At 69.6% G+C, this 15,717-nt stretch carries 14 protein-coding genes; 8 read left to right on the top strand and 6 right to left on the bottom strand.

Annotation, left to right across the window (positions count from 1 at the left end; translation table 11 throughout):
* Positions 1–13: 13 nt before the first annotated feature.
* From ACQP0U_RS03205 to ACQP0U_RS03190, 4 genes are all read left to right on the top strand, one after another.
* Positions 14–697 carry a GOLPH3/VPS74 family protein gene (locus ACQP0U_RS03205; RefSeq protein WP_433315634.1) on the top strand — a complete coding sequence of 228 codons (684 nt, stop codon included), beginning with the start codon at positions 14–16 and terminating at the stop codon, positions 695–697.
* Between the two features lie 44 nt (positions 698–741).
* Positions 742–1,410: a GNAT family N-acetyltransferase gene (locus ACQP0U_RS03200; protein WP_433315632.1), complete on the top strand. Its 669-nt coding sequence runs from the start codon at positions 742–744 to the stop codon at positions 1,408–1,410.
* Between the two features lie 297 nt (positions 1,411–1,707).
* Positions 1,708–2,823, top strand: coding sequence for a tetratricopeptide repeat protein (locus ACQP0U_RS03195; protein ID WP_433315630.1), 1,116 nt, complete (start codon positions 1,708–1,710; stop codon positions 2,821–2,823).
* A 211-nt stretch (positions 2,824–3,034) separates the two neighbouring features.
* A complete protein-coding gene (locus ACQP0U_RS03190) occupies positions 3,035–3,787 on the top strand; it encodes a hypothetical protein (RefSeq protein WP_433315628.1) in 753 nt (250 codons plus the stop codon).
* A 126-nt stretch (positions 3,788–3,913) separates the two neighbouring features.
* Here ACQP0U_RS03190 and ACQP0U_RS03185 read toward each other — a convergent pair whose 3' ends face one another.
* The 3 genes from ACQP0U_RS03185 to ACQP0U_RS03175 form a co-directional block, all read right to left on the bottom strand.
* Positions 3,914–4,744 carry a class I SAM-dependent methyltransferase gene (locus ACQP0U_RS03185; RefSeq protein ID WP_433315626.1) on the bottom strand — a complete coding sequence of 277 codons (831 nt, stop codon included), beginning with the start codon at positions 4,742–4,744 and terminating at the stop codon, positions 3,914–3,916.
* A 78-nt stretch (positions 4,745–4,822) separates the two neighbouring features.
* Positions 4,823–6,283 carry a tyrosine-type recombinase/integrase gene (locus tag ACQP0U_RS03180; protein WP_433315625.1) on the bottom strand — a complete coding sequence of 487 codons (1,461 nt, stop codon included), beginning with the start codon at positions 6,281–6,283 and terminating at the stop codon, positions 4,823–4,825.
* Positions 6,284–6,477: 194 nt separating this feature from the next.
* Positions 6,478–6,798 (bottom strand): helix-turn-helix domain-containing protein, encoded by a 321-nt coding sequence (locus ACQP0U_RS03175; protein WP_433315623.1) that lies wholly within the window; start codon positions 6,796–6,798, stop codon positions 6,478–6,480.
* Between the two features lie 1,837 nt (positions 6,799–8,635).
* On the opposite strand from ACQP0U_RS03175, the gene ACQP0U_RS03170 reads away from it, so the two are divergent.
* The 3 genes from ACQP0U_RS03170 (at position 8,636) to ACQP0U_RS03160 (ending at position 12,423) form a co-directional block, all read left to right on the top strand.
* Positions 8,636–9,502 (top strand): hypothetical protein, encoded by an 867-nt coding sequence (locus ACQP0U_RS03170; protein ID WP_433315621.1) that lies wholly within the window; start codon positions 8,636–8,638, stop codon positions 9,500–9,502.
* Positions 9,503–9,900: 398 nt separating this feature from the next.
* Positions 9,901–10,869, top strand: a complete 969-nt coding sequence (locus ACQP0U_RS03165; protein ID WP_433315619.1) for a replication-relaxation family protein — start codon at positions 9,901–9,903, stop codon at positions 10,867–10,869.
* Positions 10,870–11,484: 615 nt separating this feature from the next.
* On the top strand, positions 11,485–12,423 hold the full coding sequence (locus ACQP0U_RS03160) for a replication-relaxation family protein (RefSeq protein WP_433315617.1): 939 nt from the start codon (positions 11,485–11,487) through the stop codon (positions 12,421–12,423).
* A 351-nt stretch (positions 12,424–12,774) separates the two neighbouring features.
* Here ACQP0U_RS03160 and ACQP0U_RS03155 read toward each other — a convergent pair whose 3' ends face one another.
* Both ACQP0U_RS03155 and ACQP0U_RS03150 read right to left on the bottom strand, forming a co-directional pair.
* The gene (locus ACQP0U_RS03155) at positions 12,775–12,936 is read right to left on the bottom strand and encodes a hypothetical protein (RefSeq protein WP_433315615.1); all 162 of its coding nucleotides are present in this window, start codon (positions 12,934–12,936) and stop codon (positions 12,775–12,777) included.
* 69 nt (positions 12,937–13,005) lie between these two features.
* The gene (locus ACQP0U_RS03150; protein ID WP_433315613.1) at positions 13,006–13,755 is read right to left on the bottom strand and encodes a hypothetical protein; all 750 of its coding nucleotides are present in this window, start codon (positions 13,753–13,755) and stop codon (positions 13,006–13,008) included.
* Positions 13,756–14,036: 281 nt separating this feature from the next.
* On the opposite strand from ACQP0U_RS03150, the gene ACQP0U_RS03145 reads away from it, so the two are divergent.
* Complete coding sequence (locus tag ACQP0U_RS03145; protein ID WP_433315611.1) at positions 14,037–14,498, top strand: very short patch repair endonuclease; 462 nt, start codon at positions 14,037–14,039, stop codon at positions 14,496–14,498.
* On the opposite strand, the gene ACQP0U_RS03140 is transcribed toward ACQP0U_RS03145, so the two are convergent.
* On the bottom strand, positions 14,482–15,588 hold the full coding sequence (locus ACQP0U_RS03140; protein WP_433315609.1) for a DNA cytosine methyltransferase: 1,107 nt from the start codon (positions 15,586–15,588) through the stop codon (positions 14,482–14,484). The two genes, ACQP0U_RS03145 and ACQP0U_RS03140, sit on opposite strands and share 17 nt — an antisense overlap.
* Between the last annotated feature and the right edge of the window lie 129 nt (positions 15,589–15,717).

The raw sequence follows: 15,717 nt of genomic DNA, 5'->3' as shown, positions 1-15,717 counted from the left end.
GGGCGGGATCCACATGGCCTCCTCCATCCCCCAGTTGCCGTTGCGGGACGAGTTGTTCCTGCTCGGTCACGACGACGACACCGGTCAGCCGCACATTCACCGCCAGGCCCTCGCCCTCGGCCTGGCCGGTGCGGTACTCATCGACCTTTTCCTCGCCGGGCGGATCGCTCTCGACACTAGCGGCGACACCGGGCCGGGCGAGGAGCAGCGTCTCTGGCTGCACCTGGACCGCCCGGTCGGGGATCTGATCGCCGACACCGCCCTGGCCTCCATCCGCTACGCCCACCCGACCCCGCCCCTGCGGGGGTGGCTGCGCGGATTCGCCGACGACCTGTACGACCGCACCCGCGCCGGCCTGCACGCTGGCGGGATCCTGCGCCACGACGTGCGCCGCCGCCTCGGCGGGCTGGCCCGCACCGACCGTTATCTGCCCGCCGACCTCAAGTGGCCGGTCGTCGCCCGCGCCCGGCTGCACTACATCGCCGCCGGCCATGATCAGCCCGACAACCACACCGCCGCCCTGGGCGGCCTCGTCGCGACCCTCGGCCTGACCCAGCACCTGTACCTCGCCGACGACATCGCCGCCCTCACCGTGCAGCTGCGCACCATCGCCGCGCAGCACCACCGGCAGGTCCGCGACATTACCGCCGCGGTGGACGCCGTCGTCGGTGACCTCGCCACCGCCGCCTACCGGTGAGCCCCGCGCCATCCCACCCGATCCGCTGCCCTTGGAGGCATCTCATGGACGTCATTCCGCGTATCCGTGCCGCCCGGTGGGCGGACAAGGAACCGGTCGCCGCGATCGTCGCCGACGCCCTGCATTCCGGCCCGCTCGCCCAGTGGCTAGTGCCGGATCCGACCTGCCGGCGGCGGATCCTGGCCGATGTGGCAGTGATCTGGGTGGAGCACGCCATGTTCTTCGGCGACATTCAGATCACCGACGACCTGAGCGCCGCCGCGATGGGGTTTCACCGCTACCGCAGCATCCCGCCACCGTCGAACTACCGCAGCCGACTGGCCGACGCCGCCGGCCCGCACGCGCGGCAGTTTGAACTCCTCGACCAGCTGCTCACCCAAGTCCGACCCACCGAGCCTCACTACCACCTGGCAGTGCTCGCCGTCCTTCCCGCCGCCCAGCGGCGCGGCATCGGCGCGGCGATGCTCACCCACCACGAGAGCCGCCTCGACCGCATCGACATGCCCTCCTGGACCGAGACCATCCACGGCAGCCACGACGTGTACCGCCGGCACGGCTACCTCCCGAGACCCGCGCTCACCCTGCCCGACGGGCCGCTCATCGCCCCGATGCGCCGCAACCCTCACCCGGCTCGCGGAGCCTGGCCCGTGAACACCGCCAGGCCGGCAACCGTCACCGCGCCGACGCGCCCCCAGTCCGACGCGCAACGCTAGGCCGGGTGCAGACGCCCAGGTCCAGGTCACAGCCCTGACTGAGTTTATCGATCACCGTCCCCGCGTCACCGCCCGCCAGCTGCGCTCGGCCCACGAAGGGGGCGTACAAGCCGGTCGCCCGCCCGTAGAGGGACGGCAGGGGCGACCGACGTGGCCGGCGACGACGGTCCCCCGCTGTCGCCGCCGGCCACACCCTCCGCCCAGATCGGCAGCAGCCTTGGGCCGTGACCGCCTGCGCCACTCCAGCGGCTCTACCCGCACCCACCACCCGAACACGAACAGCAGGAAGGAACGCCGATGCCGACGCGGACGCCAGTCCTCGCCGCGTGGACACCCGCCTTTGTCGCCGAAGTCGTCGCCGCGAGCATCGAGCACGCCGCCGTCAACGGCCTGCACCGAGCGTTCCGGGACGTGGCCCGCGGCCATGGCCTGTCGCCCGCGACGGTCGAGGAATGGGTCTCGCGGGCCCGCGCCGTACAGGCCGCGCCCGTGCCACCCGACCTCCTGGCCTGCCACACCTGCGCGCGATCCATGGTCCTCATCCAGCTGCCCGGCTGCGGCAGGGTCTACCTGTGCTCGCCGTCCTACGGGCGCACACCGGTTCTGGCCGACGAGATCCGCAACGCCGTCGCCGCAGTGATCCTGCACCGCACCCCACACCTTGTCCCAGCCGGCAAGACGACCCAGGCCGCCTCCTACGCGCTCGGCCCGATCCACCGCGTCGCCGTCGGCGCGACCGGCACAGACCTGCACATCACCTGGAGGGCCATCTCACGCCAGATCACCGGCCCGATGATGGGCATGGCTCAGCGTCTGCACGTGGCCCAGCGCCACGCGGCCGACAACACGCTCGAACGTGCCATCGACGTCCTGCACAGCGGGCTCCTGCACATCAATCCCACCAGCGGCAGGCTCGCCCTGGACACCGCGACCGCCCGCGCCGCCGCGCTCCTGGCCACCCTCACCCTCACCAGCGGCGAGCCAGCCGCTGCGCTGCCCTGGGCCCAGTGGGGACACCGCAGCCTGCGCCACCTCCTGCGCGACCCCACCAACCCGGACGTCCGCGCCGCCCTGCGCGTCCTGGCCGCCACCCACCGCGCCGCCGGGAACCTCAGCGCCGCCGCCGACTGCTACAGCGACCTCATCCGCCACCACACCCGAGCCGACGGACCCTACGCACTACCGACCCTCGCCGCCCAAGCCACCCTCGCCGTCGTCCTGCACGAACACGGCCGCCCGGAACCGGCGCGGCAGCTCCTCGCCCGGACCATCGCCGACCACCGCCGTGTCCATCCCCACCACCCCGCCGTCGCGCGCATGGCAGCCGCCTTGTCCCGCATGCACACCACAGCCACCGGCCCGCCGGGTCATCCCACGCACTTCGCGATGACCGCCACGCCCCGCACCAGCTAGACCGCCCGAACCTGAACACCCACCACCGGGACAGATTGCCTGGGCGCACCCGCACCAGACTCGCATCGGAAGGACACGAAACACCTTGCTCCGCGCTGCCCCCACCGCGCGCCGATGCTCGGCGGGCCTGATCGCCGGTCTCCTCCTCACTGGCTGCCAACCCGGACCCTCCGGCCCGTCATCGGCCACACCAACTCCCGCGACGCCCTCGGTGTCCTCATCCCCGGCACTCGCGGCGACAGCGCCCGGCCTCACCCCACCGCAGCGCCTGCGCCTGCTCGCCGACACCATTACAGCCGCCCCCGCCGATCGCACCACCAACCCGCCCTACACCTACCTGCACACCCAATCCTGGACCCGTGCCACCAATGTCATCACCCGCTCAGACCTACAGCGCTGGCGCCGCGACGCCGATGATTCCGGGCGCGAGGTGACGCGCCGGCTCCCCGACGTGCGTGGCCTCGCCCACCGCCCGACATCCGACGAGCGCCGCCAGTTCGCCGCTGCCGGCCTAAAGACGACGCGATACGTCAGCGGCGATCTCGAGCCGTACCTTCCCGAACCGCTGACCACCGATTCTGCGAAGCTTGCTGGTGCGCTGGCCCCACGCGAGCTGGCCGGCGAGGCCGCATACCCGCGGATGCTCGTCCACGGCGTCGTCGGCGTCGCCATCAGCCAATACCTCGACCGAGCACAGCGCGCAGCCACACTGCGCGTCCTCGCGGATGTGCCGACCATCGCCTACCAGGGCGAGCGGACTGACCTCACCGGACGAACCGGCCTCGGCTTCACCGTGACGGCCGACAACTCCCAGACGCAGCTCATCGTCCACCCCCGCACGGGCGAAATCCTCTCCGCCCACGAACAGGTGCACGGTACGAAGCCGGGCCTGTTCTCCTACCTGCTGATCCTCGAACGCGGCCACACCGCCACCGACACCGGAACACCCTCCGGGCGGCCCTGAGCTGCCCCGTCCACTGGGAGGGGCGCATCGGCTTGCAGGTGGTGTCCGGCTCCTGCAGTCCCGGCTGGCCCAGTCCCCGTTGAAGGCGTGGATCGCTGGCGGCCTTCAGTCGTCCGCTGCCCGCTTTCAAGAACCGGCCGGAAGGGCGGAGCTGTCTCGCCGCGGCGCCGTGTACAGCGCGGTGACGTAGTGGTCGATCGCCGTCGCCCCGGGTTGGCGGGCGATCACCTCGGCGACGCCGTCGAGGAACGCCTCGCGCTGGTCAGTGCTCAACTCGCGGACGTTCGGGAAGGTCCCCCACAGCCCGCGCGCGCCGTGCGGGGTCAGCTGGTGCTCCCAGCGGATCATCTCGACCTGAACGGGGCCGAACCAGTCACCTGCCCGCAGTTCCGCCATGCGCTCGGCGACCCGCAGCGGCGCTGGCACACCGGCGGGGCCGCGCCCCTGCCCCGGTAGCCATCGTCGGTACACCGCGTCCAGCTCCGTACGCCAGGGCGGGCTGCGGTCGGGGTCGCCGAAGACCGTCCACCACACCGCCAGCCCTCCGCCCGGCCGCACCAGGCGGGCCAGCCGTCGCACCGCCGCGCCCGCGTCCAGCCAGTGGAACGCGGTGGCGCAGACCGCCAGGTCGAAGGTGTCGTCGGGCAGCGCCACGGTGGCGAAGTCGCCCTCGACGACGACGACGGTCACGTCGTGGCCGGTCAGGTTCGTTCGCAGCCGAGTTGCCAGCCGGCCACCGAGTTCCACCGCCAGCACCGACGCGCCGGCGTCCACGAGGGGACGGGTCACCTGCCCGGTGCCGGGTCCGATCTCCAGGACGCGCGCACCCGGTCGCAGCCCGCACTCGGCAAGCACCTCGTACACCCGCCGCGGGTATCCCGGCCGGGCCGCCTGGTAGTTGTCCGGGTCCTCGTCGAAGCTGCCCCGCCGGCTCAGCCGCTGGTCGTCACCGCCCACGTCGCGAGCGTATTCGCTCGGGCGACCGGGGCCGGCCCGGCCCGCGGTCGTCCGCCGCCGCTTTCGTGAGGGTGGGGTTCACCCCGCCTTGCGGCGTTTCTGGTTGATCTTCTTCGCGACGGCGTCGGCGGCGTCCTGGCGCAGCTGTTTTGTGACGCTCTGGTAGGTGTCGCGGGTCAGGGTGGTGGTGGAGTGACCGAGTTGCTCGGAGAGGACCTTGATGTCGACGCCGGCGTCGAGGGCGATGGTGGCGGCGCTGTGGCGCAGGTCGTGCAGCCGGATCGGCGGGAGGCCGGCCTTACGGACGAGCCGGCGGAAGCGTTGGGTGACGGCGTTGGGGTGCCACGGCTTGCCGTCGGGGCGGACGAAGAACAGTCCGGTGTCGGGCCACGCCGGGCCGGCGGCGAGTTGCCACTGGGCACGGCGGGCCCTGTAGGCGGTGAGGACCTTGACGGTGTCGGTATCGAGGGCGACGTCGCGGTTGCCGGCTCTACTCTTCGGGCGTTTCTGCACGGGGGTGTAGCCGTGGGTGGCGATCTGGTTGTTGATGGTGGTCTCCCGTCGGTGCAGCCGGACCTCGCTGTCACGCAGTCCGCAGGCCTCGCCGCGGCGGGGTCCGCGGTAGGCCATGTAGTGCCACATGGCATGCAGCTCGGGGGCGTGCGCGGCGGCGTGGTCGAGGAAGTCGGAGACCTGGGTGTCGGTCCATACCATCACAGGTCCGGGCACCTTTCCGGTGTCCTTCCAGCGCTGCACGCGTTCGTCCTCCCACACGATCGGCAGCGGCCGGTCACCCGGGGTCTTGACCAGCGCGGCAGGGTTGGAGCCGACGATCAGTTCGTCGGCGAGGGCATCGTTGATGGCCTTGCGCAGGCAGGCGCGGATGCGCTGCCGGGTCGTGGGGCCGGTGGGCCGCACCCCGGCGACGGACCTGCGCACCGCCGGGTCGGGGCTGATCTTCGCGGCGCGAATGTCGTCGCTGCGGCGTTCGATAGCGACAAACATGGCACGGACGTGGCTGGTGCGCAGCTTGTCCAGCGGGACCTCGCCGAGGTGCGGGATCAAGTGCACCCGCGCGATGGACTCGTAGCCGCGCAGGGTGTTGTCGTCCACGCTGAGGTGAGTCAGCCAGCCGGTGAGATAGTCCGCGACGGTGGGCGCGTCAGCGAGGGGGCCGTCGCCGCGCAGCCGCTGGCGGATCCGGTCGACCTCAGGCAGGGGCCGTTTGGTGCGTGCGGCGTTCTGGAGCAGGTCGCCGATCTCGGTCCGGCGGCGCCGGTCGCCCTTGGCGAGGGCGAGCAGTTCGCGGGCGTGGTCGAGTTCGTCGGCGGCGGCCCGCCGGGAGGGTAGGCCGGAGCGGCGTAGTTGCCGGCGCACGCCGTCGGCGGTGGGTGGGAGTTCGAGCTGGTAGGTCCAATGGCCGTGCTCGGAACTCCAGGCGCGGTTGGGGCGACGCAGCTTGGGGCAGTCGTTGCCGAATGGCTTGCCGGTGTCGGGGTGGCGGCAGCCGCAGCGTTTGAAGATGCTTCCGTCAGGCATGGCAGGTGGTGCTCCTCGATCAGGTGGGGGTGCATCGGATTCGTCGATCGACATCCACGCTTGATCCGCGGGCACGATCAAGTCGCCGGGACCGTCAGACGACGGTCCCGGCGCAAGGTCGGTTCTGGAAGAGGGCCGCGCGTTGGCGCGGCGTGGGGGTTTGACGGGTGGGCCCCGGTCGGCGCGCAAGGCGCCTAGGGTGGGGCACTCGTGGCACCGGCGGCGCGCTCCGGCGTGGTGCCGGGGTCCTCCAGGTGCAGGGCGGCGAGTAGCGGCGCCGTCGGTATCCGGTAGTGCGCGCCGACGCGGAAGTGCGGCACGGGGAACGCGTCGCGGCGGATCAGCTTGTAGGCGGCAGAGCGGGACATGCCGAGCACTGCCGCGGCGGTGGCCAGGTCTGTGCTGGCGCCCAGGGCGCGTATCCGCTCGGCGGTCCACGTCGGCTCCCGCTCACCCGCGGCCGCCTCTTCCCCAGACTGCGGTGGCACCGTTCGAGTGCGTCTGGACGATCTCATGGTCATCTCCTCAACGGTGGGTACGGGCGTACGGCGTCAGGCACGGGGGCGCGCGGCGGTGAGGCCGGATGCCCGGATGCGGACTCGGCCCTCACGGCCGGACCGCAGGAGCAGATCCGACAGGCGCTCGACCTGGCTCGGCGACATCCAGCACGGCCGGCCGGGACGACTCAAGCGGTACTTACGTCGATGCTCACTCATCTCGATGTCGGCTCCGCGCCGCGCCGGTCAGGGCGCTGACACCTGTAAACCCGCGCCTGTGTGCTCTGGCGAACGCCTGCCTGACTCACCGCCGCTCACAGGGGCTCACAGGCCGCCCGTCCGTGCGCTCACACGGGGCCGGCGCCGATACCAACGCCGATGCGCCGCCGCCTCGGCGCCAACCACCCGGACAGTGGCAGAAGTCGATGACATGGTGGGCGGCGTGGCGGTTGACGAATGCTCCGACAGCCTGTCCTCCGACGGCTCCGCCGCGGTGCCAACGTGTCACACGGCGAAGTGGCACGACCGGTCAGGCACTCATGCAAGTCGATGACAAGTTGTCCGCGAACATGTCCGTCACCGACGAGCGCGGACAACGCAGGCGAGCGGTTGACACACCCGCCTACGCGGCGCGGTGATGTCATGCCGGTTGGCCATCGCCGCCACGGGACGGACGTCCGCCAACCTGCGCCAGTGTCACTCCAGGCCGGTGACACGCGAGGAAGAGTTGTCCCGGGCCTGATCAGCGACCCGCCGGACAAGTTGTCAACGATGAGCATCGATGACATGTGCGACGTCACGGACACCGGTCCAGGCACGGAGGACACGCTGTGCCCACCTTGAGGCCATGGCCGCGCGCACGATACCCATCGACACTTCTCGACGTCATGTGACCGCTCGTGAACGCGTGTCCGGACAAAGTGACACAGCGACCATGCCGACGTTCCTGCCCTCTCGGACGCGATCGCCAACGCCCGCACGGACAACCTGTCAATCGACCGCCCTCGTTGACACCGGATCGCCCGCTTCCCGGGCGAGGCAGCCGGGACCGAGGGTTCTCCCACTGGTGCGCACACCTCGGCGGTCGACATGGGCGAGGCGCCGGGCCTGACGCCCAGGGACGAGGACGCGGCATTTGGTCGGGGTTCGCGCCACGCCGGCGTCGTCCGCTGGCCTACCGGGCGTGCCGGCAGCGGATGCCACGCCGCTGTGAGTCGCTGTGAGTCTGTGTGAGCGGCTGTGAGTCGCTGTGAGTGGGAGGGCGTATAGGGCCCCGAGACTCTCTTGTCGGACACTTCTCGCACCCGCCCCTACGCTCACAGCCCTGCTCAGCACCCCTAGCGCGAGTGACCAGCGGCGGTGCGACCTCAGCGATGAAATGGCTACGGCGCGCCTTCGACGGCACGACGTTTCATCGGCGCTGTCAGTCCGACGCCAGCCAAGGTGGTTCAGTGCCAACGAGAGTGATCCGACCGCCGATGACGGACGAGATTCACTGACCAGACGGGCGGGGCCAGCGGCTGTGAGTGACTGTGAGCCGCTGTGAGTGACTGTGAGCGGTGGGCGCGGCTCGACGATCGTGACCTCTTCGCTGAGCCGTCCGGGTGCCGCCCACGGTGCGCCTCGGTGGCTCACAGCCCTGCTCAGCCGTACTGCGGCCCGTCCGCGTCGCCCGCCAGGTGCCGGACTGACACCCGGAGTTCGGGTGGGGCGCTACGGCGGTCCGCTGGGGGCAGAAAGCGGTCCTGACCTGCGCTGTGAGCGGTTGTGAGTGGGTCATGGCGTAATCGGCATCCCAGCGTCGCCGAAAAGACGGCGGCGGCCCTCGATGGTCTCTGACCGAGGAGTACTGATCATGAGTGTGTCCGACACGATCTGGCCCGCCGCGCCCCTGGACGCCGTCGACGTGGCGTTCGCGGCGCTGACCAGCGACCCGGCGCCCCTGTCCCTCGACCTCGACATGTTCGGTCCGGATGACGGCCTGCCAAGGGGTGTCGTGGCGCTGCCGGCGCTGCGGGACTGGCTGCTGGCGAACCCGCGCGCCTACACGGCCCGCGACGCGGTGTGGCGGGAGTTGATCCGTCGTGCCCGCCTGGACGGGCCGCAGTGGGTCATCGCCGCGGTCGGCATGGCGATGCCGGCGCTGCGCCGCTACGCCAGGCGCTTGTCTGACGGCTACCGCGGTGACCCCGCCGACATCGGCGCGGAGATCCTCGCGGGTTTCCTGACGGCGCTGCGTGACCACGTGGACGTGGCCCGCCGGGCGCCGTACGCGTCGTTGTGCCGGGCCGGGTGGCGCGCCGGGCACGCGCTGCGCCAACAGGCCAGCGAGTTCGTTTTGGTTGAGGACGTGGAGCGCGTCACGGGACCGCGGACCCCGCAGGTGCCCTACGGGCATCCGGACGTGCTGGTACGCCGCGCGGTGCGCCTGGGGATCCTCGACGCCGACGACGAGCAGCCCTACATCGACGTGCGACTGGGACGGCGGGCCATGGACCCGATCGCGGCCCGGATGGGCATCAGCACCGACGCCCTGCGCATGCGGTTGGGTCGCATCGACACCCGCCTCGCCGAAGCCCTCGCCAGCGGCATGCTGACCGGCGCAGCGTCCCCGCAGGCCGCCGAGGCGTTGGCGGCGCAAGCCGAACGTCGGGCCAGTCTTCGCGCCGCCAGCAGCCGTCGCCTCTCCACCACCACCGCCACGTCGGCGGCAGTCGCGTAGGTCGGCTCCCTCTTCTCGCGGCGCCGTCACTTCCCCCGGTGAGCGCTCCTGGGACGGATCACCTCAACTGACAAAACCCCTCGCTGTGAGTGGCTGTGAGTGGGGCAGGCGTTCGCCAGAGCACACAAACGGCGGTTCCTTAATGACGGCGCCACAAGCCGCGCTCGGATTCTCGCCGTACCGCATGACTGGCCGGTGATCCGGCCGCGCGGACCGGCCGGTTCCGTGCCCGGGCTGCCGTCCGGGCACGGAACCGGCGAGCCGTTGCCCTGTCACCCACCGCGACGCACGACCGCGGTGGGTGATCCGCCCGAGGTGTGCCGCACCGACGCGGTCACGGGCATTCATCCACCCCTGCCACCCCCTGCCGGGGTGGCGCCATCTTGGAGGTACCGGTCGTGACGACCACCTACCATTCCCAGTTCACTGTCCCGTCCACCCGACCGATCCCGGCGGAACTGCTCCTGGCTGAGAGCGGCCGCATACGCCGGCCCGACTGGTGGGCCGTCGAGATGCTCGCCGAGCACCGCGTCCTGACCACCGCGCAGCTCACCGCACTCGGTTTCGCGACCACCACGGCGTCGGCCACCCGACGTCTGGCGATCCTCGCCCGACGCGGCTGGATCGACCGCCTCTGGAACACCAGCGTTGCGGCCACCGCCGACACCTCGTGGTGCCTCGGCCCAATCGGCGCCCAACTCACCCCACTCGACGAAGACCACGATGTCACCCCGGCGCAGACGTACCGGGCCCGCGACCGGCTCCGCGAACACGCGGAGCTGCCCGGCCTGCTGCAGGCCAACGACTTCTTCGTCGACCTCGCGACTCGCGCGCTCACCGAACCCGGGAGTGACCTACGCACCTGGTGGTCACCGCGCACCTGCCGACACGTCACCGCCGCGCGACATGCCGCCTGGCACGGCGAGTACATCCACGACCGCGACCGCCACGCGTTCTGGTACCAGCCCGACCCCGGCGAGATCCGTCCCGCCGACCTCGCCGACCGCGTCCACGCCTACCGGCGGCTGGCCGAACAAACCGGCCTGGCGACCCTGCTGTTCCACGCCGCCGACCCGCAGCGCGAGCAGGACCTGCGCCGCTACCTCGAGCGCCGCAACACGCGGCACCTCACCGTCGTCACCAGCAACCCCGAGCACGGCCACCCGGCCGGCCCGGTCTGGCAGCCGATCGGCGAGACACACCGCCTCGCCCTGACCGACCTTCCCCACACCCCCGATCAGTGGCCGCCGGACACCGTGACCTTCAAGGAGGTACGGCCCCGGGCCCCACACCCCATCTACGACCCCGAACGCCCCTACGAAGAATCCGTGGCCAACGGCGAGTACCAGTACCCGCCGCGCCCCTGACCAACCGACCACTGCTCCTCGACCGGCCCACCCGGGCCGGTCGAGGAGCAGACCAGGGCGACCCAACGAAGCGCCCACCCGGTCGCTGTCAGGGGGACTTTCGGAGGTTGCCGTTCGCTTCGAACCCGGACGGCAACGCCTGCGCTCTCACACCGCAGGTCGCAGCCGCTGTGACCAACTTCGATCGACAGGCGACTGTCACCGGAAGTTCGTCACACGCGCGAGACCAGACAGGTTGGCATGTCCAATCAGGCTTCCGCACAGCGACTACGGACCTCCGGTTGCTCCCGCCCGCTGCGGCCGCGGGGCGCACCAACCTCACACCCACTCGCACCTATGACCTTGGAGCACCAACGATGATCAACCCGCACCGCGAACCTCACCAGCGTCACCGGCCCGACTCACACCCACCCTCACCACACCGTCTGGCCGAACCCGTTGTGCCCGGCGCTTCAGCGGTCAGTGCCGATCTCCGTTCTACCGTCCGTCTTGATCCTGACCCCCAACCTGACCCCTCACGGCCGCTCACAGCCCAGGTCAGCCCCGCTGTCAGGAGTCTGGGACCGCTCCAGACAGACCCTCCCGTCTCGGGTCTCTCCCCCAGGGCTGGTGCCCATGGCTAAACACCTACCCGCCGCAGACCCGCTGCTGCGCCTGCAGGCCAGCATCACCGCCCGCGACGACCGGCTGCTGGGCTGGCTCTACGACCACGGCGTGCTCACCACCGACCAGATCGCCGCCGCCCTGTTCCCATCCCTGGACTTCACCCAACGCCGCCTACGCCGCCTCACCGCCCTGCGAGCGGTCGACCGGTTCCGACCCAACAAAGCCGACGGAGGCTCCCACCCCTACCACTACGTCCTGGACCAACTCGGCTACGACCACGTCCACGCCCAACGCGGACTCCCACGAAGCCGCCGAGACCAAGCCCGCCGCCGCAAACACTCCCTCACCCGCCGGCCGGACCTCCCGCACCTGCTCGGCGGCAACCAGATCTTCATCGACCTCGCCGCCCACGCCCGCACCCACCCCGACAGCGACCTCGTCCGCTGGCAGCCCGCGTCGGCCTACCACGAACCCGGCACCCTCTACCGCAAAGGCGCCAACCCGCACCTCATCCTTGCCGGAGCGATGGGCCTCCCCCGCCCGGACGGCGCCGGGATATGGACAGAGCACGAACGGTCCGTGCCGTTCTTCCTCGAGTACGACACCAGCGGTGAGAACCTGCAGGTCCTCATCGACAAAATCATCAAATACGAGCGGCTGTACATGATGAGCACCTGGGCATGGCCAGTGCTGTTGCACCTACCCTCCGCACGACGCGAGGCAAACGTGCACCACCGGATCGCCGGCATCAGCTTGGAAGCGGACATCGCCACCACCACCGCCGAACTACGCACCGCCCTCGCCGCCAGCCCCGCCCACCAGATCTGGCAACTACCCGGCTTTACCGGCCGTCACCGCCTCATCGACCTGCCCTACACCGACACCCACCACGACGGCCAATACCCCACCCACCACCAGCCCACCTCGGACGAGCCGGCCGCCCAATGAGGGGGAGCGGAACACGGCGGCGTGTGGCGGCCTGCAGGCCGCCACACGCCTTGGCCGCGACGACCGGGGCGATCCTTCTCGCGGGCTCGGCGCTGCTGGCAGTTGCTCTCGCCGGTCAAGCCGCACGCCACCGGAGCGTACGTCGACGAGTTTTCGACATTGCCTGCCTGACCTGCGGGCATAGGCAGCAATCGACAGCCGAGGCGTGACCCTCCCTCGGAGCTTTCGGATCTCATGGTGCCGCAGGCAGCACACCTATCGCTGCGGCGACGAGAGTCCCTGTCGTACTCGACGGTCCCGGTGGTGCCAGCGAAGTCCCGCCAGCACCACCGAGACCGTGTCCGTCGACCGTCAGCCGACGAGGAACCCGGCAACCATCACCAGGAACGTGACCATGGTAATGAAGCAGCCGCCACCTGCGACGATGGCGGACGCCGGCTTGTTCCCAGCCAACCACCACAGCACGCCGGCGGCCGTGCCCGCCAACGCTCCGACGATCATGAAGATCGCCAACCACACACTCCGGTCCGACAACAAGACTCCCTGTCCGCAGGAACAACCGGCGGGCGAGGAGCATGTCGGCTACGCCATGCCCAGCAACCGGCCGGTAGGAAAAAGCTCGCTGTGCACAGGGTCAGCGGTTGGCCCGCGCGGCACCCTGGGACGAGACCGCACGATCTCCCCGGGAGGCCGAGTTGGCGAAGGCGCCGCGGGCAGACCGCAACGAGAGCGAGCCTTCATGGCCAGCCCGTACAAGACCCGGCCGAGCTCGATGACTACGGTCTGGGCCGCATCCCACAGCGCCGCCTGATAGAACTCCCGCGGCCGGTCGACCGCTATCTCGATGCGATCGCCCACCCGCGCAGCACCAATCTCGATGCTGACGGTGGCGGTCACCGTCGACGGACACCCGATAGCGCGCCCGGCCGGACCCCAGCTGTCGACACGCCCGTGGTCAGCGACCAGCGCCCCATCCGCCAGCGGCAGTGCTGGCCGAATGCCCACGTACAGACGACCAGAGCGGGTGGCTTGCTGCGCGGCGGCGTAGTCCCGCAGCATCTCGGTATGCACTCCGGCGCGGCTCAGCGCCCGAGCCGATACTGAGAACCCCTTGGTCAGGCTCATCGCCTGAGCTAAGAGTGCCAAGGTCATGCTCTTGCCGGATCCGTTGGGCAGCGAGATCACTGCTGGACGGGGCCTGTCTCCGCTCCTGGACTGACGGAGATATGCCTCGCCATCAACCTGCGTCGGCGCCGGTAGCGGCTGCGCGGTGAGGAGCTCGCGGAGCGAGGCCACGAAGCCCTCGAACTCGCTCCTGCCACTGCGACGCATGCCACCGACTGTACCGAGCCGACTCTACTTCAGCGGCCACGCCCGACCGTCCGATTTGGATGGGCTGCACGGGAGCCCTCGAAGTTGATGCACAAACGCCGCGACCTTGCTCAAGAGGGCAACTGATCGACGAAGTGCAGCTACGTAGCGCGGCCACGGCTGTTGTGGTGCGGCTGCGAGCGTGGCGGCCACCGGCACCTGGACCTGTAGTCGTAGCAACTCCGGACGGACAGCGGTAGATTGCGGTGTCGATAGGCGGAGCAGCAGAACGGTACCTGTAGATGAACCGACGCAACTCGGATGGCACCTCTGCGCCACTCATGTCCGCGTCTTCCCCCAGAGTATCCGAGCAGATGAAGCGGCTGCCGCGGAAGAATACGACACCCGAGATGGCGCTACGGCGACTGTTGTTCGCCGCAGGGTTCCGGTACCGGGTGCATGAGCGGGTACCCGGGATGCCGCGCCGGACGATAGACATATCGTTTCCACGAGTCAGGGTCGCGGTCTTTGTGGACGGATGTTTCTGGCACTGCTGCCCGGATCACGGCATGACCCCGAAAGCAAATCGGGATTGGTGGCGCCGGAAACTCGACGAAAACCGTCGACGAGATGCCGAAACCTCCGCACACCTCACCAGTCTCGACTGGGCTGTCCTTCGATTCTGGTCCCACGAGGAAGCCGGCGCTATGGCCGAGTCGGTTGGCGCGTGCGTCCGATCGCGTCGGCCTAGCTCGCGGCCTTAAAGTCTCCGTTGACGCGGCGGATGCGTCGTGAGCGGCGCTCCATCGTTTTTACCGTCTCGCCTATGCGCTCTGCGAGCAAGCTGGGAACCGCATTGCCTACCTGCAGAGCCATCTTCTCAACGCCCCCGTGGAGACGGGCGCCCTCGTCGAAGGTCTGCAGAAGCATCGCCTCCCGAAGCGTGACGGCCCGGTCCTGCTCGGGGTGGGCGAAGCGTCCTCTCGTAACGTTGGTGCAACCGGATGTGAGGGTGGGGGCGACTCGGTCCCACCACATCCTGCCGTAGATGTCGTAGTGGCCGTTGTGGTCTCTGTGGCATGCGAGGACAAGGTGCTCTGGAAGATTGAGGCGACCGCCGCCCTCTGGAATACAAGCCAGGCGCTCCAGGGCCAACTGGCTGTGACGGCGTGCCTTGTGAAACTCGTCCGCTGGATCCTGTTCTCCGGATGCCAGAGCCGGGCGATCCTCGATTGCATCCCGTACCGTGACGAAAGGCAGTCGCCTCTTCCGACCTTTCTCGTTGTTGCCCGTCGCACTATGAGTCGGGAGAGGAAGTTCGGGTTCCGTTACCCTGCTGCCTATGACGAGGACTCTCCGCCGCCTTTGAGGGACTCCATACTCCGCAGCGTCGACAACTTTTTGCTCGAACCGGTAGCCGAGATCCGACAAAATCCTCTCGAAATTGTCGTAGTAGGGGCGCCAGCGCCCCTCGACCAAGCCCGGAACATTCTCGAACGCTATATGTCGGGGATAGAGTTCCTCGACGAGACGCAGGTACTCGTATATCAGTTCCCGACGTTGCTCGTCGTAATCCAAAGGCTTGGCGGCACGTCGGAGCACGGTGAAGCTTTGACAGGGTGGGCACCCAAATAGAAGCGTGAGGTCGCCGCGGCGCAGGCCGGCTGGAGCGAGAATGTCTTCGCCGCGAACGTCTCGGATATCCTTCACAATGGGGGCGACTCCGACATTCATGGTAAATGCTGTCGCCGCGTCTTCATCGATCTCGACGGCTCCGACGGTGCGGAATCCGGCTCGGTGAAAGCCCATCGATCCACCGCCGCAGCCGCAGAAGAGATCCACGACGGTGTGCACGCGCGCTCCTCCCGTCCAGCCCGATCACGCTGGTATGGATCAGGACAATAGCGTCCCCGAGCGGGTGCCGTACAGGCACCCGCCAGCGCGTCGACTGCAGCGTTGTGTCCGCTGCCACTCGGTCCGTTC

The sequence above is a fragment of the Micromonospora sp. CA-269861 genome (assembly GCF_050948505.1).
Classification (GTDB): domain Bacteria; phylum Actinomycetota; class Actinomycetes; order Mycobacteriales; family Micromonosporaceae; genus Micromonospora.
Note: the sequence above shows the minus strand (reverse complement) of the source record. Positions and strands in the feature narration are given on the sequence as shown.

Coding starts and splice junctions, on each gene's coding strand:
- ACQP0U_RS03195 (WP_433315630.1), top strand. CDS start 1,708: ATGCCGACGCGGACGCCAGTCCTCGCCGCGTGGACACCCGCCTTTGTC.
- ACQP0U_RS03200 (WP_433315632.1), top strand. CDS start 742: ATGGACGTCATTCCGCGTATCCGTGCCGCCCGGTGGGCGGACAAGGAA.
- ACQP0U_RS03150 (WP_433315613.1), bottom strand. CDS start 13,755: ATGCGTCGCAGTGGCAGGAGCGAGTTCGAGGGCTTCGTGGCCTCGCTC.
- ACQP0U_RS03175 (WP_433315623.1), bottom strand. CDS start 6,798: ATGAGATCGTCCAGACGCACTCGAACGGTGCCACCGCAGTCTGGGGAA.
- ACQP0U_RS03180 (WP_433315625.1), bottom strand. CDS start 6,283: ATGCCTGACGGAAGCATCTTCAAACGCTGCGGCTGCCGCCACCCCGAC.
- ACQP0U_RS03160 (WP_433315617.1), top strand. CDS start 11,485: ATGGCTAAACACCTACCCGCCGCAGACCCGCTGCTGCGCCTGCAGGCC.
- ACQP0U_RS03145 (WP_433315611.1), top strand. CDS start 14,037: ATGAACCGACGCAACTCGGATGGCACCTCTGCGCCACTCATGTCCGCG.
- ACQP0U_RS03205 (WP_433315634.1), top strand. CDS start 14: ATGGCCTCCTCCATCCCCCAGTTGCCGTTGCGGGACGAGTTGTTCCTG.
- ACQP0U_RS03170 (WP_433315621.1), top strand. CDS start 8,636: ATGAGTGTGTCCGACACGATCTGGCCCGCCGCGCCCCTGGACGCCGTC.